The sequence below is a fragment of the Bradyrhizobium sp. Ken64 genome, from assembly GCF_055807555.1.
In genome coordinates, this window is record NZ_JBVVPA010000015.1 from 1 (window position 1) to 15089 (window position 15089).

At 64.5% G+C, this 15089-nt stretch carries 14 protein-coding genes; 7 read left to right on the forward strand and 7 right to left on the reverse strand.

The window, feature by feature from the left end; all coding sequences use genetic code 11:
• Together AC0L2F_RS23120 and mhpD are read left to right on the forward strand one after the other, a co-directional pair.
• On the forward strand, positions 1 to 735 hold a 735-nt coding region (locus tag AC0L2F_RS23120; protein ID WP_473249968.1), incomplete at its 5' end, for an alpha/beta fold hydrolase.
• Positions 736 to 746: 11 nt separating this feature from the next.
• Positions 747 to 1529 (forward strand): 2-keto-4-pentenoate hydratase, encoded by a 783-nt coding sequence (gene mhpD / locus AC0L2F_RS23125; RefSeq protein ID WP_473249969.1) that lies wholly within the window; start codon positions 747 to 749, stop codon positions 1527 to 1529.
• A gap of 138 nt (positions 1530 to 1667) precedes the next feature.
• On the opposite strand, the gene AC0L2F_RS23130 is transcribed toward mhpD, so the two are convergent.
• The 3 genes from AC0L2F_RS23130 to AC0L2F_RS23140 are packed head-to-tail and all read right to left on the reverse strand — an operon-like array spanning position 1668 to position 5586.
• Positions 1668 to 2285, reverse strand: a complete 618-nt coding sequence (locus AC0L2F_RS23130) for an Isoquinoline 1-oxidoreductase subunit (protein ID WP_473249970.1) — start codon at positions 2283 to 2285, stop codon at positions 1668 to 1670.
• An 8-nt stretch (positions 2286 to 2293) separates the two neighbouring features.
• A complete protein-coding gene (locus AC0L2F_RS23135) occupies positions 2294 to 2818 on the reverse strand; it encodes a (2Fe-2S)-binding protein (RefSeq protein WP_473249971.1) in 525 nt (174 codons plus the stop codon).
• Positions 2815 to 5586: a xanthine dehydrogenase family protein molybdopterin-binding subunit gene (locus AC0L2F_RS23140; RefSeq protein WP_473249972.1), complete on the reverse strand. Its 2772-nt coding sequence runs from the start codon at positions 5584 to 5586 to the stop codon at positions 2815 to 2817. The genes AC0L2F_RS23135 and AC0L2F_RS23140 overlap by 4 nt, the downstream gene beginning before the upstream one ends.
• A 234-nt stretch (positions 5587 to 5820) precedes the next feature.
• Here AC0L2F_RS23140 and AC0L2F_RS23145 point away from each other — a divergent pair, with 234 nt between their 5' ends.
• Together AC0L2F_RS23145 and AC0L2F_RS23150 are read left to right on the forward strand one after the other, a co-directional pair.
• The gene (locus AC0L2F_RS23145) at positions 5821 to 7428 is read left to right on the forward strand and encodes a multicopper oxidase family protein (protein WP_473249973.1); all 1608 of its coding nucleotides are present in this window, start codon (positions 5821 to 5823) and stop codon (positions 7426 to 7428) included.
• A gap of 122 nt (positions 7429 to 7550) precedes the next feature.
• Positions 7551 to 9173 carry an ABC-F family ATP-binding cassette domain-containing protein gene (locus tag AC0L2F_RS23150; RefSeq protein WP_007609520.1) on the forward strand — a complete coding sequence of 541 codons (1623 nt, stop codon included), beginning with the start codon at positions 7551 to 7553 and terminating at the stop codon, positions 9171 to 9173.
• Between the two features lie 40 nt (positions 9174 to 9213).
• Here AC0L2F_RS23150 and AC0L2F_RS23155 read toward each other — a convergent pair whose 3' ends face one another.
• A complete protein-coding gene (locus AC0L2F_RS23155) occupies positions 9214 to 9747 on the reverse strand; it encodes an REP-associated tyrosine transposase (RefSeq protein WP_473249974.1) in 534 nt (177 codons plus the stop codon).
• Positions 9748 to 9880: 133 nt separating this feature from the next.
• On the opposite strand from AC0L2F_RS23155, the gene AC0L2F_RS23160 reads away from it, so the two are divergent.
• Positions 9881 to 10756, forward strand: coding sequence for an MBL fold metallo-hydrolase (locus AC0L2F_RS23160; protein WP_473249975.1), 876 nt, complete (start codon positions 9881 to 9883; stop codon positions 10754 to 10756).
• A gap of 14 nt (positions 10757 to 10770) precedes the next feature.
• On the opposite strand, the gene AC0L2F_RS23165 is transcribed toward AC0L2F_RS23160, so the two are convergent.
• Together AC0L2F_RS23165 and AC0L2F_RS23170 are read right to left on the reverse strand one after the other, a co-directional pair.
• On the reverse strand, positions 10771 to 11862 hold the full coding sequence (locus tag AC0L2F_RS23165) for a type II asparaginase (RefSeq protein WP_473249976.1): 1092 nt from the start codon (positions 11860 to 11862) through the stop codon (positions 10771 to 10773).
• A gap of 222 nt (positions 11863 to 12084) precedes the next feature.
• The gene (locus tag AC0L2F_RS23170; RefSeq protein ID WP_473249977.1) at positions 12085 to 12333 is read right to left on the reverse strand and encodes a hypothetical protein; all 249 of its coding nucleotides are present in this window, start codon (positions 12331 to 12333) and stop codon (positions 12085 to 12087) included.
• Positions 12334 to 12539: 206 nt separating this feature from the next.
• Between AC0L2F_RS23170 and AC0L2F_RS23175 the strand changes: the two genes are divergently transcribed.
• A complete protein-coding gene (locus tag AC0L2F_RS23175) occupies positions 12540 to 13007 on the forward strand; it encodes a cupin domain-containing protein (protein WP_007609526.1) in 468 nt (155 codons plus the stop codon).
• A gap of 4 nt (positions 13008 to 13011) precedes the next feature.
• Here the strand turns inward: AC0L2F_RS23175 and AC0L2F_RS23180 are convergent, their stop codons facing one another.
• Positions 13012 to 13974 (reverse strand): alpha/beta hydrolase, encoded by a 963-nt coding sequence (locus tag AC0L2F_RS23180; protein WP_035974970.1) that lies wholly within the window; start codon positions 13972 to 13974, stop codon positions 13012 to 13014.
• Between the two features lie 143 nt (positions 13975 to 14117).
• Between AC0L2F_RS23180 and AC0L2F_RS23185 the strand changes: the two genes are divergently transcribed.
• Entirely contained in the window at positions 14118 to 14795 is a 678-nt protein-coding gene (locus AC0L2F_RS23185; RefSeq protein WP_027517616.1) for a nitroreductase, read from the forward strand.
• The last annotated feature ends 294 nt before the right edge of the window (positions 14796 to 15089 follow it).

The following is a 15089-nucleotide window of genomic DNA, read 5'->3' on the forward strand; positions in this document are numbered from 1 at the left end:
CACGGCGTCGGGGGCCATGCAGAGGCATATTCGAGGAATTTCGGCCCTCATGCCGATAGCTTCTGGTTCGTTGCCATTGACATGCTGGGACACGGTTGGACCGACAAGCCCGCGATCGACTACCAGGTCAAGGACTACGCCGGCCACGTGCTCGCCGTCCTCAAGACCCTCGGTAGGGACAAGGCGATGATCAGCGGTGAATCGCTGGGTGGATGGGTCGCGACCTATCTCGCCGTACATCGTCCCGCCGTGGTGGAGAAACTGGTCCTCAACACCGCCGGCGGTTGGACCGCGCACCCGCAGGTGATGGAACGACTGAAGAAGCTGTCGAACGAGGCTGCTTCCGATCCCTCATGGGAGCGGATCAAGACGCGCCTCGAATTCCTGATGTGCGACAAGAGCATGGTCTCGGACGACCTGATCGAGACCCGTCGTGCGATCTACGCGCAGCCGGGATTCGCCGACACGATGAAGCGGATCATGTGTCTGCAGGACATGGAAATTCGTCGGCCCAACATGATCACCGCCGACCAGTACCGGTCGATCAAGGCTCCGACCATGGTCGTGTGGACCTCGCATGATCCGACCGCCACGCCCGAGGAAGGCAAGCAGATCGCGGACATGATTCCGGGTTCGAAATTCGTCGTCATGAACCGCTGCGGCCACTGGCCTCAGTTCGAGGACGCGGAGCAGTTCAATCGCCTCCACATCGAATTCCTCCGGACCGGCAAGTAAGGATCGTTCAGATGAACCAGCAAACCAAGTACGGCGAGCTCGCCGCCCGGATCCGAGCAGCTTACGCCGGCAACCCGATCGCGCCCATCCGGACGCAACTGGCAGAGCTCGATGTCGATGCGGCCTATGCCATCCAGCAGGAGAACACTGCGCATTGGGAAAAGGAGGGGCGGCGCGTCGTCGGAAGCAAGATCGGATTGACCTCGCGCGCGGTCCAGAAGCAGCTCGGCGTCGATCGCCCGGACTTCGGCGTCCTCTTCGCCGACATGATCGTGGGAGAAGACGAGCCCGTCGCCGCGGGGCGCGTCCTGCAGCCGAAGATCGAGGCGGAAGTAGCCTTCCTTCTCGACCGCGACGTCGAGGTCGAAACGCCGACCGTGGCCGACGTCGTGCGGGCAGTGGCCTATGCGATGCCCGCGCTCGAGATCGTCGGCAGCCGTATCACCAAGTGGGATATCGGAATCGTCGATACCGTCGCCGACAACGCCTCGTCGGGGCTCTTCGTTCTTGGAGGACCCGTCAGACGGCTGGATGGCTTGGATCTCCGCTCGCTCCAGATGCAGATGACGAGGAAGGACGAGGTGGTCTCGAAGGGGACGGGCGCCGCCTGCCTCGGCAATCCGCTCAACGCGATGGCCTGGCTCGCCGGCGAATTGGCCCGTCGCAAGCGGCCACTGCGCGCCGGCGACGTCGTTCTCTCCGGAGCGCTGGGGCCGATGGTGCCCGTGAATCCGGGCGACGCATTCGAGGCCAACATCGCCGGGCTCGGGACCGTTTCGGCGCGATTCGCCTAGCCACACGAGCCGTATGCGTCGTGAACTCCTCGGGTGGCAGCGGTGCCGTCGGAAACGATCAAGCAGCGCTATCGAAGTGATGCCGCTCGGCGCACAAGTTCGATTGGACTCCGTCGCGGGACGGACGCTTCGATGTCGTCACGGCGCCGGGCAAGCCGCTCCGGTCTTCACCCACGCCTCCACCAGCGCGCCGGCCTGCGCTTGCGTGCCCGGCACGGGCGAGCGGCCGAAGCCGGGCTTCCAGGCCCAGCCGACGAGGGTGTCCTTGCCGATGTGGTCGATCAGGTCCTCCACCTTGCGCCCGCCATTGCGCGCGGGATCCCTGATCTGCTCGCAGATCTCCCCGACGGTCTTGCCCTCCCAGGCCATCTCGCGCGGCGCGAGATGCCATTCGGGATGGCCGGGCATGCGGCCGGGCTCGAAATTGGCCTTCTGGTGGCAACTGTTGCAGCGCATCGCCTCGAGCCCATGGCCGTCAGCGCCGCGCGTGACCGGCGGCTGATGCAGGCGGGCATTGTCGCCCTGGTGCGGCCTGTCGCCGGCCGGATGACAATTGGTGCAGCGCGGATGCGTCAGCACCTTGCCGAGCTCGGTGAAGATTGCCGCCGAACGCTTCTCTGTGTCGCCGATCGAGGCAAAGCTCTCGGGCGAGGCGAGGGCGTGGCTTGCCGTCTCCGACGCCGCGTAGCCCGCACCGAGACTGCCGGCGAGGGCGGCGACCACGGCAATGATCTTGAACCGCACGTCGGAGATCATGATGCGTGTCACTTGGTGGCCATGAGGTAGCGCTTCGAGTCGGCGAGGATCACGTCGCGCACCGCCTCGTGATATTTGATGTAGCCGGTGCAACGACAGAGATGACCGTCGAGCGTATCCGCGATGGTCTGCTCCAGCGCCTCGCGCTCGACCGGTGTCCGTGACAGGCGCTCCAGCAAGACCTGGCCCTCATTGAGGAAGCCGGCGGTGCAATAGCCGCACTGAAAGGCGAAATGCGCGATGAAGGCCTTTTGCAGGGTCGAGAGCTCGCCGTCCCTGGCGTGGCCCTCGACGGTGCGGATCGACTTGCCGTCGAAATTCACGGCGGGCGCGACGCAGGTCGGGCTGGTGGTGCTGGTGCCGTCCGGCGCGTCGACGATGACGGCGCAGCTCAGGCATTGCGCGGCGCCGCAGCCGAACTTGGTGCCCGTCATGCCCAGCATCTCGCGCAGAAAATCATTCATCGAGAGATCGTCGCGGACGTCCATCGGACCGTGCTTCTGGCCGTTGATGGTGAGGCTGAGGGTCGTCACGCGAGCACTCCCTTCAATAGGCTTGCGGTGACCGGCAGCGCACGGAAGCGATGGCCGGTGGCGTCGTGGATGGCGTTGATCAGCGCCGGCACGATCGGGATCATCACGACCTCCGCCATGCCCTTCGGCGCTTCGTCTGCCGTTTGCGGCTTCAGCATCTCGATTTCGAGATCGCGGAGCGGCAGGTCGGAGCCGCGTGCGACCAGATAGCGCCCGAGATTCCATTCGCCGTTGCCGGGGCCGCCCTCGAACGGTGGCAGGGTTTCGAGTAACGCGTAGCCGACTCCCATGGCGAAGCCGCCCTGGGCCTGACCCATCACGACTTCCGGCACCAGCGCGGTGCCGCATTCGAAAACGCTATAGGCCTTGGCGATGCGAAGCGCGCCGGTTGCGCGCTCGATCTCGACGCGGACGACCGTGCCGCACATCGAGGTGTAGGCGGTGCCGATCCGGTTGTTGTCGGTCGGCGGAAACTTGACGCTGGTGCGGTTGATCCGCTCGAACTTGCCGTTGCCTTTGCGGATCGCCAGTGCGTCGATATCGGCGCGGTACTGCTCGCCGGACAGCGGGAAGCGTGCCCGCGACCACTCCCAGCGCGAGAAGCTGTGCGCAACCGCACCGGTGACGAAGCCGCGCGAATGAGCCGTTGCCGCGAGCGCAGGGAGGCCGAGCGGTTCGAGGCCGGGCATGGTGAGCTGGCCTTTCTGCCAGCTTGCGGCGGCCCATTGTCCCGCGCGCGGATCGGTCTTTGCGATGCGCCACAGCTCAAGCGCCGCGGGCCACAGGCCGAGGCGGAAGATGACGCGGGCGGCTTCCGCGGCGGAATGCGTGCCTACATGGGCGCCGATCGAGGAGCTTGTCGGCGAGCTGATCGCGGGCACCCAGCGCGGATTTTTCTCCGCGGCATCCTGGGTCTTCTGGTCCATTGTGGAGGGATCGCCCGACGTGACCAGCCCGAGCACGTCATAGCTGTCGACGCGGGCGACCGAGACCTCGTCGGCGATGGCGCCAAGATGGCCGGCGACGCGGTTGGCCAGCGCCGTCCCGATGCCGTTGCCCATCTCGACATGATCGCAAAAGATCACGATCCTGCCGTCGGGGGCAAGCTCGACACGGCCGAGCGAGCCGTCCGCGCCGGAGCCATAGTCTTTCGTCACGCAGGCGACGCCGGTGCCGACCAGCCGATCCGACGAGGTCTGCTTGAACTGCGCCCGCTGCTGCCAGATCGGGTGCTTCTCGAGCTTGTCGAGGATTTCGGGCGTCCGCACCGAGACGATGTAGGGATTGCCGGTCATGGTCCGACCGTTCTGCGGCAGCGCATTGCGCCGCCGGAATTCGATCGGATCGCGCTTGAGCTCGGACGCGGCTTCGTCGATCAGGACCTCCAGCGCCGTCATGGCTTGCAGGATGCCATAGCCGCGCATCGAGCCCGCGCTCACGCCGCGCGAGTGCACAGCGACGGTCCTGACGTCGACCTTCGGAATGTCGTAGATGCCGATCGCGCCGGTGGCCGCGACGACGGCGACGCTGGCCGAGAAATGGGCGAGCCCGCCGCCGTCGAGCACGTGATCGGCGGCGAACGCCTTGATCTTGCCGGTCGCGCGATCGATGCCGATGCGCGAGCGCATCTTGATCGAATGGCGCTTGATGCCGGCCTGAAACTGCTGGTAGCGGTCATGCGCCAGCCGCACCGGCTTGCCGGGAAAGCAGATCGCCGCGAGCGCCACATAGAGAATGAAAGGCGTGTGATCGCGGCCACCAAAGCCGCCGCCGACATGGGCGAACTGCGCGTTGATGTGCGTTGGCTTGTAGGGCGCCCGGGCCTTGGCCAAGAGATGCGCGATCGACTCCGCCGCCTCGTAGGGCGACTGTACGCCAAGCAGCAGTTCGAGATTGCCGCCCTTGCCGTCGTACCAGGCGAGCCCGCATTCCGGCTCCAGGAACATCGGGTCGACCGACTGCGTCTCGAACTCGCGGTCGAGCACCAGCATGGATGCGTCATCCGCTGCAAGCTCGGCACGAATCTGCTCGCCATATTTCGCCGCCTTGGCGTAATCCGCCGGCATGTCCTTGGCGAGCGGCGACCACACCGGCAGCGCCGCGCTCTGCACCTTCTTGGGCGAGACCCAGCCGGCCTGGAGCGGCGAATAGACATCCGGCTTGTCAGGCGAGGGACCTGCCACGCGGGTGAAGCGGAAGGCCCCGTAATCGGGGACGACGACAGGGCCGGTCTCCTCGCCGAATTGGACGAACGTGCCGTCGCGCAGCGCGAGACGCGCCCGGTCGAAGGCGTCGAACTTTTCGAAGATCAAAAGCGCGACCGGCTGTCCCAGATAGAGCGGCGTCTTGCCGATCGGACAGAACAGGTCGCCCGCATAGAATTCCGGCACCTGCGTCCCGATCCGGTCGAGATCGGCGGCAGTCACCACCATCGACGGCTTGAGCGCGCCTCCAAGGCGAGCGAGGTCCAGCCCGGTATAGACATGCGTGGCGTCGTTGGCGCGGACCAGGATGGCGTGCGAGGTGGCCTGCGGCCAACCCGGCAGGTCGTTGGCCCGGAAGTCGGAGGCGTAAAGCTTTGCGCCGGTGACCTTGGCGACGCCGTCGACACGGCCGGCGCCGGTTGTCGCGGGATTGAACTTGCCGCGTCCGGGTAGCGTCTCGTGGGCTGCGAAGGGAACGCCCGCTGCTGATGCCAGATGTGACAGGCTGACCGAGATGCCTCCCGCCGACAACCACTTCACGAACTCACGTCGCGAAGGCCCCATGATCATATCCTTGTACAGAGTTTCGAGAACATCGGGATGCGGCCGGCATGCGATGTCCGGAGGGCATAGGCGAGCGCCAGCGCGAATCCGTCACGATGCATCATGCGACGATAGAAGGAGCGAGAACCTTTACAACCAATGAATGTGGTGCTCTTGCGCTTCGAATTGTGGTTCGTGCTTGCTTTAAACTCGAATCGAACGGAAGACGGTCCGGCAACAGGGGGCGCAATTCAAATGCAGCAGGATCCGAACGGTGCGTCTTCAGCAACCGGCGCAATGGGCACGACGACATTGTCGCGCCGCCAATTGCTGGATTGCGGTCTCAAAGCCGGCGCGTTGTCGCTGTTCGCAGGTGCGGCGAATGCCCAGCACGCCGTGCACGACCATGCGGGCACGTCCCACAGCGCGGACATGTCGCCGAGCATGGGGCTGGTCGCTGAAACGCCCGTTCCTGCCATGGACCAAGCGCTGGTCGAGCCGGAGGTGCGGCGGTCCGTCAATGGCGTGCTGAGCACGACGTTGCGGGTCGGCTACGCCTATCGCCAGATCGGCGGCGTCAGGCTCTATGTCAGATCCTATGAGGGCGGCAGCCCCGGCCCGACCCTGCGCATGAAGCCCGGCGAAACCCTGCGCATCAAGATGATCAACGATTTGCCGCCGAACCGCGATGGATTGCCGGCCGACATCAGCCATCCGCACCAGTTCAACAACACCAATTTCCACTTCCACGGCGCGCATACCAGCCCGAGCGGAATTTCCGACAACGTCATGCGCTCGATGGCGCCGGGCCGCAGCTACAACATCGAAATCACCCTGCCGGCGGATCACACCAAGGGCACCTATTGGTATCACCCGCATCACCACGGCAGCGCCGACATCCAGATGTCCTCCGGCATGGTGGGCGCCGTCGTCATCGAAGGTGATTTCGCCGACGTCCCCGAGATCGCCACAGCCCGCGAACGGCTCATGGTGCTGACCCAGGTGGTCTACGATTCCAGCGGCATGGTCGAAAATTTCGAGACGCTGTTTCCCGAGACTGCGACGCGCTTTCTCGCCATCAATGGCCAGCGCCGGCCAATGATCGAGATGCGGCCCGGCGAGGTGCAGCGCTGGCGCATCCTCAATGCCGCCTATCAGGACGACATGCTGCTCGACCTGGAAAAGCACGATCTGCATGCGATCGCCTATGACGGCATCCAGCTCGGCGCCATGCAGCCGCTCAAGCAGGTCCTGATCGCGCCCGGCCAGCGCGCCGATATTCTGGTGAAGGCAGGCAGCCCCGGCGCCTACGCCTTCAACGCGGCGCCCTACGACCAGGGCCATCCGTCGCCGGTCGGACCGCTGGCGCGCGTGGTGGTCTCAGGCGCGCCGATGGACATGAAGCTGCCGCGCGCCCTGCCGCCGGCGCCGCTCGCGACCATCAAGGATTCCGAGATCACCAACCGCCGCAAGGTGGTGCTGTCGGCGACCGCGCCCGAGGCCGACGCCGCCGGCCATTGGCAGGAATTCGCGTTCTTCGTCGACGGCAAGAAGTTCGACCCCGCCCGCATCGATCAGCGGGTCAAGTTGGGCGCGGTCGAGGAGTGGACCATCGTCAACACGCATGAGCATGACGACCACGTGTTCCACATCCATACCAACCCGTTCCAGGTGATATCGGCCAATGGTAAGGCGCTGGCGGTGCCGGAATGGCGGGATTCCGTGATCGTGGAGCGCAAGGGCGGAGTGATCGTGTTCCGCTCGCGCTTCATCGATTTCACCGGTGTCTACATGCTCCACTGCCACATGATGAACCATGAGGAGATGGGCATGATGCAGACCGTGGAGGTCTACAAAGCCTAAGCTGCGGGTCGAATTGCGCGAATTTGGCGGCGGACAGGGCTGATCCGGGCGCGGCCGGGCTTCCCCTGGCGGCCCGCATGGCCTATTGACGCTGCAACGCAACAATCCCCCAAAAAGACCCCATGATCCGCCTCGACAACGTCAGCAAGCAAGCCGGCCACCAGATCCTGTTCATCGAAGCCTCCGCCGCCCTCAACAAGGGCGAGAAGATCGGGCTCGTCGGCCCGAACGGCGCGGGCAAGACCACGCTGTTCCGGATGATCGCCGGCGAGGAACTGCCCGACGAGGGGCAGGTCTCGACCGACCGCGGCATTACCATCGGCTATTTCAACCAGGACGTCGGCGAGATGGCCGGCCGCAGCGCCGTGGCCGAGGTCATGGACGGAGCGGGACCGGTGAGTGCGGTGGCGGCCGAGTTGCGCGAGCTCGAGACCGCGATGGCCGACCCTGATAAGGCCGACCAGATGGACGAGATCATCGCGCGCTACGGCGAGGTGCAGCACGCGTTCGAGGAGCTCGACGGCTACGCGCTCGACGGCCGTGCGCGCGAGGCTCTGTCCGGCCTCGGCTTCAGCCAGGAGATGATGGACGGCGACGTCGGAAAACTCTCCGGCGGCTGGAAGATGCGCGTGGCGCTCGCCCGCATCCTCTTGATGCGTCCCGACGTCATGCTGCTCGACGAGCCCAGCAACCATCTCGATCTGGAAAGCCTGATCTGGCTGGAGAAGTTCTTGCACGATTACGAAGGCACGCTGCTGATGACCTCGCACGACCGCGAGTTCATCAACCGCGTGATCTCGAAAGTGGTGGAGATCGATTCCGGATCGCTCACCACCTACGCCGGCAATTACGAGTTCTACGAGCAGCAGCGGGCGCTGAGCGAGAAGCAGCAACAGGCGCAGTTCGAGCGCCAGCAGGCCATGCTCGCCAAGGAGATCAAGTTCATCGAGCGGTTCAAGGCGCGCGCCTCTCATGCGGCTCAAGTTCAGAGCCGGGTGAAGAAGCTCGACAAGATCGAGCGGGTCGAGCCGCCGCGCCGCCGCCAGACGGTGGCGTTCGACTTTCCGGCCGCGCCGCGCTCGGGCGAGGACGTCGTTGCGCTCAAGCAGGTGTTCAAGGGCTACGGCAGCAAGCGGATCTATGACGGGCTCGATTTCATGATCCGTCGCAGGGAGCGCTGGTGCGTGATGGGCGTCAACGGCGCCGGAAAATCGACACTGCTCAAGCTCGTCGCCGGTGCGAGCGAGCCGGACGAGGGCACCGTGGCGGTCGGCGGCAGCGTCAAGATGGGCTATTTCGCGCAGCATGCGATGGATTTGCTCGACGGCGAGCAGACGGTGTTCGAGTCGCTCGAATATGCGTTTCCGACCGCGGGGCAGGGCTCCCTGCGCGCGCTCGCAGGCTGCTTCGGCTTCTCCGGCGACGACGTCGAGAAGCGCTGCCGCGTGCTGTCGGGCGGCGAGAAGGCGCGCCTGGTGATGGCGAAGATGCTGTTCGATCCCCCGAACTTTCTGGTGCTGGACGAGCCGACCAACCATCTCGATCTCGCCACCAAGGAGATGCTGATCGCGGCGCTGTCGGATTTCGAGGGCACCATGCTGTTCGTCTCGCATGACCGGCATTTTCTTAGCGTGTTGTCGAACCGCGTGCTGGAGCTGACGCCCGAGGGTATCCACCAGTTTGGCGGCGGCTACACCGAATATGTCGCGCGCACAGGGCAGGAAGCGCCGGGGTTGCGGTCGTAGCGATGGGCTGTAGCCCGGATGGAGCGCAGCGCAATCCGGGTCAGTCTTCGCGTTCACCGAAGGTGCCAACAATCTCTCCAGATCCTCCCCAACCGGGCGGAAGCACCCCTTTGCGGACGTAGCGATGGAGCGATGAATGTGGCCAGTCTGCCGGCGACGCGACGAGGCCATGCTTGACCGGGTTAAAATGGATGTAGTCGGCGCAGCGTTCAAAGTCCGCATCGTCGCGAATGGTGTGTTCCCAAAATCGCCGTTGCCACAGAGAGAACTCGCCTCGATGGTTGCGGGTGATGGGAGCGCCTGAAGTGGCCAGTTGATGCGTGAAGATACTCTTGATGCGTCGCCATCGGCCGGAGAAATCGGAGTCTGCATCGGGCAGCGTCAATATGACATGCAGGTGATCCGGCAGGACCGCAACCGCTTCGATCTCGAACGGCCTTTCAGCGCGCACCGTTCGGAACGCGTGGCGCAGCTTGTCTACATGATCGACCAACGCGGACGATCGTCGATCATACAGCAAAACCGTGAAGAAGAAGGTCCTGCCAGGAAGAAGATTGCGCCGATAGCGAACCACGCGAGCACCTTCCCGGATTACGCTTCGCTCCATCCGGGCTACAACCAAATTATGTATATTGCAATGTGCTCGCTCGCTTGCTCGTTGAGGGTGCTGCCGCTACGCTTCCTCAAAAAAGGGAGCGAAAGCAATCATGAAACAACTGCGCATCGGCGACATCACCATCGACGCGGTGATCGAGCGGGAGGGGCCGTGGCGGCGGCCGCAGGATTTTTTTCCGGCCTATGACGAGGGTGTGTTCGGGCACCATCTGCCGACGATGGAGCCGGAGGTGTTCGATGCCGCGCGCGGCATGATGGTGATCACCTATCAGACCTTCGTGGTGCGCACGCCGCGCCACACCATTCTGGTCGACACCTGCACCGGCGAGGACAAGGGCCATCCGCCGCCGTTCGATTTTCCGGGCAAGGAGCGCTGGCGCAACGAGCTGTTCGCGCTCGGCATCTCTTTCGAGCAGATCGACTACGTCTTCTGCACGCATCTTCACATCGACCACACCGGCTGGAATACGACCTTGCGCGACGGCCGTTGGGTGCCGAATTTTCCGAATGCGAAATACGTCTTCCACAAGGGTGAATATGCGGCCTGGGAGGCCGAGCACGCCAAGGGCAGCAACCCGCCCGGCACCGTGTTTCGCGACAATTGCCTGCCGATCGTCGAGGCCGGACAGGCGCTGTTGGTCGATGACGACTACGCGCTCGACGACACCGTCACGCTGACGCCGACGCCGGGGCATTCGCCCTGCCATTGCTGCGTGAACATCTTCTCGAAGGGGCAACGCGCGGTGGTCGCCGGCGACCTCATGCATCACCAGATCCAGTGCCGCGAGCCGGACTGGTCGGCCAAGCCGGATTGGGATGCGAAGCAGTCGGCCGTGTCGCGGCGAAAGTTCTTTGCTTCCGTCGCCGACACCGACACGCTGATCCTGCCTGTCCATTTTCCGGCGCCGACGGTCGGGCTGATCAAGCCGCTCGGCGCCGCCTTTGATTACCGTTTCAAACGGGAGTAGGGCGACCGGACGCTCTAGTAAGTGTAGAACATCCGCTGGATTTCCTTGGTGTCGGTCGTCTTGGTCAGTGCCAGCATCAGCAGAATGCGCGCCTTTTGAGGATTGAGCGTATCCGAGACGACGAAGTCGTGCTCGTCGTCCTTGGCCTCGCCGTTGCGCGCGACGATGCCGTTTCCGACACGGCTGCTGCGCACGATCACGACGCCCTTCTTGCGGGCCTCATCGAGCGCTGGCTCGACCGCGGGCCGGGCCAGGCTGCCGTCACCGACGCCGGCATGCACGATCCCCTTGGCGCCGGCGGCGACAAACGCGTCGATCGCAACCCGGTTCATGTTGGCGTAGCCGTAGACGATGTCGACTTGCGGCAGGACATCGAGGCTGGAGACGTCGAATTCGGAGTCCGCGGTGTGCCGGCGCGTCGATTGACGATAGAAGTATGGCTTGTTGCCCTGCATGTAGCCGAGAAAGCCGAGTTCCGGCGTGCGGAAGGTGTCCGCCGTCGAGGTGTTGTTCTTGGTGACGTCGCGAGCCGCGTTGATCTGATCGTTGAGAGCAACGAGCACGCCCTTGCCGACGGCCTCGTGACTACCCGCGAGGATCACCGCATTAAAGAGGTTGATCGGCCCATCCGCGCTGATCGCCGTTGACGGCCGCATCGCGCCGACGACGACGACAGGTTTCTTGCTCTTGACGACGAGGTCCAGAAAATAGCTGGTTTCCTCGATCGTATCGGTCCCGTGCGTGATCACAATGCCATCGACGTCGTCCTGCGCGAGCAGCGTGTTGACGCGCTTGGCAAGCTTGAGCCAGTAGTCATTGTTCATGTTCTCGCTGGCGATCTGGAAAACCTGCTCGCCTTTGACGTTAGCCACCGTTTTCAGTTCGGGGACGGCGTTCAGGAGGGTCTCGATGCCCACCGTGGCGGCGGTGTAGCCGACCACGGTGGTGCTGCTCGCCCCGCTGCCGGCGATGGTGCCGCCGGTTGCGAGCACCATGACGTTGGGCAGTCCCGGGCCCCGCGCGTTCGCGGCTTCAAGTCCGATGAGCAGCGCGAAGAGCATGCTCATTGCCGCGATGAAGTGATGACGCACTCGAGGTTGCCACATCTTGACGTTCCCTTTCCCAGAAAGCCTTGTCGATGCGCCCCGCTTCGCTCAGCACCGCATGATCGGTCAGTCGAGAGCTCCTGTCTAGGGCGACGCTGCTTTCGGATGATTTGGTCTGGACGCCGGCATTGTAAGCACAAACGCGAATGGCCGGGACAAGCCCGGCCATAACAGTGTTCGTCTGGCGATTGCTCGCTAAAGCAGCAGCGAATTCGCGGCGCCTTACGCGCCCATCTCGCACTTCTTCATGAAGCTGTTCTTGGCGGCGCCGGCGAGCGGCTTGCCCTCGGCGCTGACGGCCTTGGGCGCGCAGGCGTCGGCCTTGCACTTCTTCATGAACGAGGTCTTGGCGGCACCAGCCAAGGCCTTGCCGTCCTTGCCGACGGCCTTGCTTTCGCAGGTGTCGTCCGCGAAGGCCGAACCCGCTGCAAAAATGGCAACGATCGCAGCCAGGAAAATCCGCTTCATCATAATTGTCTCCCTAAACCAGAAATGGCGCGCGGATTGGAGCCGGGAATCGTGGCGCAATCAAGCTGGATGAGCGCCTGCCGGCCGGTCTTCCTGGCGATTTTTCGGACGCGGGTGCGACAGGGCCAGCGGCGCCTGCTGCACTGCTCGCTGACCGGGACGGCCGATGCTGCTAGCTTCGGGCGAGTTTAGCCGGAGGGAGCATCGTGATGGAGACCCTGATCGTGAACTTGCCGGATGCCGCTTCTGACCGGCATTCTCACCTGGTTCGACCGCAAGAGATGGAATGGCAGAAGACGCGCTTTCCCGGCTGCGAGGCCAAAACGCTGCTGTTCGATCGCAACAGCGGTCTGATGACGGCCTTGATGCGCTTTGCACCTGGGTCGGTGCTGCCCGATCACGAGCATGTCGGCGTCGAGCAGAGTTATGTCATCGAGGGCGCTCTCGTCGACAACGAGGGGCCGGCCAAGGGGATTGCCTGCAAGGCCGGCGAATTCATCTGGCGCGAGGCGGGCAGCCGGCATGCGGCCTGGTGCCCGGAGGGCGCCCTGATCCTGGCGATCTTCCAGGTGCCGAACAAGTTCTTCGAAGCCGACGGCCGGGTCGTCGATGCCGCCGGTCAGGATTGGGACCAGACTTGGGGGCACACCGACGCGCAACGGGCGGGGAGCGCCTAGCCGATCATACGCCCCGCGCGAGAAGCGCCTTGAAGTCCGCGCGTGCGTGCTGCGCTTCAGCCCGCGCCACCTCGGAGGCGTCGCCGAGGCCGAAATAGCCGTGGATCAGGCCGGGACCTTCATGATGCTTCACCGGCACACCGGCGGCTTCCAGCGCGCGTGCATAGGCTGTGCCCTCGTCGCGGAGGGGATCGAACCAGGCGGTGGTGACGATCGCGGGCGCGACGCCGGCAAGCGAAGTCGCGCGCAGCGGTGAAACGCGCCAGTCGGTCGCGTGCGAGGGATCGGCGAGATAATGGCCGCAAAACCACTCCATTACCGCGCGTGAGAGAAAGTAGCCTTCGGCATTCTCGGCGCGCGAGGGGAAGCGTGCGTTCTCGCGCGCGTCCGCATAACTCCCGAGGACGTCGGTCACGGGGTAGACCAGGAGTTGCGCGGCGAGCTTGATTCCGGCGTCGCGGCAGGCGATCGCGGTGGTGGCTGCGAGATTGCCGCCGGCGCTGTCGCCGGCAACGCCGAAGCGTTTTGCATCGCCGCCAAATTCCGCGACGCGGCCAAACACGTCGCTGACTGCGGCAAAGGCGTCCTCGAACGCGCCGGGAAAGCGTGTTTCGGGCGGGCGCCGATAGTCGACGGAGACGACGACCGCGCCGGTCTCGATCGCAAGGTTGCGTGCTTGCCGGTCGTGGGTCTCGAGGTCGCCCGCGACCCAGCCGCCGCCATGGAAGAACACCACGGTCGGCGCCGGCGTGGTGCCGACCCGGTAGACACGTGCATCGAGCGGGCCGGCGCCGCCTTTCACCTTGATATCCGCGACGATGTCGACCGGTGGCGGCGGTATGGCCGCGCGCGAGGCAGCCAGTGCGCGCAAGGAATCGCGTGCGCTCTGTGGCGTCATGGTCGTGGCATCGCGCATCGGCAGCAGCGGAATGATCTGGGCGATGACGGGGTCGAGCGGCGCGGCCATGTTGGCTTTCATGGGGATCCTCACAGGGTTCTTGGTCTTGCTTGCGGGTTAGCATAAATATTACGCGCCCCATCGGCAACCGCTCGCATGTGGAATGTCGGGGAATGCAATGCCATGGGATGAACGGGCAGGGAGGTCTTAAGGTGGAATTCGAAACGCTGGTCCAGTCGCGCCGCAGCGTGCGCGGCTTCAGGAACGAGCCGGTGCCGCGCGCGGTGATCGAGGCGATCATCGACAGCGCCAAGCGTGCGCCGTCGTCGATGAACACTCAGCCCTGGCACGTCCACGTGCTCACAGGCGGTCCGCTGGAACAGCTGCGCCGACGCAACATGGAGGAAATGGTTGCCGGCGCCAAGGTCAAGCGCGACATCGTCAGCCACGGCGAGTACCAGGGCGTGCACCGGACGCGGCAAGTCGACGTGGCGAAGAAACTATTCGGCGCGATGGGGATCGCGCGCGACGACAAACCGATGCGGCAGGACTGGGTGCTGCGCGGCTTCCGCCAGTTCGACGCGCCGGTCTCGCTGGTCTTGACTTATGACCGCGTGCTCGATCCCGGCGCGGTCTGCCATTTCGATCTGGGTGCGCTCTGCTACGGCATCGTGCTCGCGGCCTGGGACCGCGGGCTCGGCTCGGTGATCAACGGGCAGGGCATCATGCGCTCCGACATCGTGCGCGAGGTTGCGAACATTCCGGAGGACGAGGTGATCATGACCTGCGTCGCGATGGGCTATCCCGACGACAACTTTGCCGCGAACGCCGTTCGCTCCGATCGCGAGGGTAACGACGATTTCGTGCGCTACGTCGGATTCGCCGAGTAGTGCAGGCAGAGGAGATTATTCTCTCGCCGAATTTTTTTGGTGCGGACCGCTCGGCGGCCTCTTGCAATCTCGATCGTGCAGGAGGAACAATGTGCGGACTGAAAGGTTTGATGCTGGCGCGAGGGAATTGATATGCGGCGGCTGGCTAGCCTGGTTCGACGGTTCTTCGGCCCGCGAGTGCGGCGACCGATCGATGATGATCCAAGTCTTCCTTTCACACCCGAAGAGTTCGGCCGGATGATCCGCAGCGGCCGGCACGAGGACATGAAGCTGCTGGCCGAAGGGCTCGCCTGC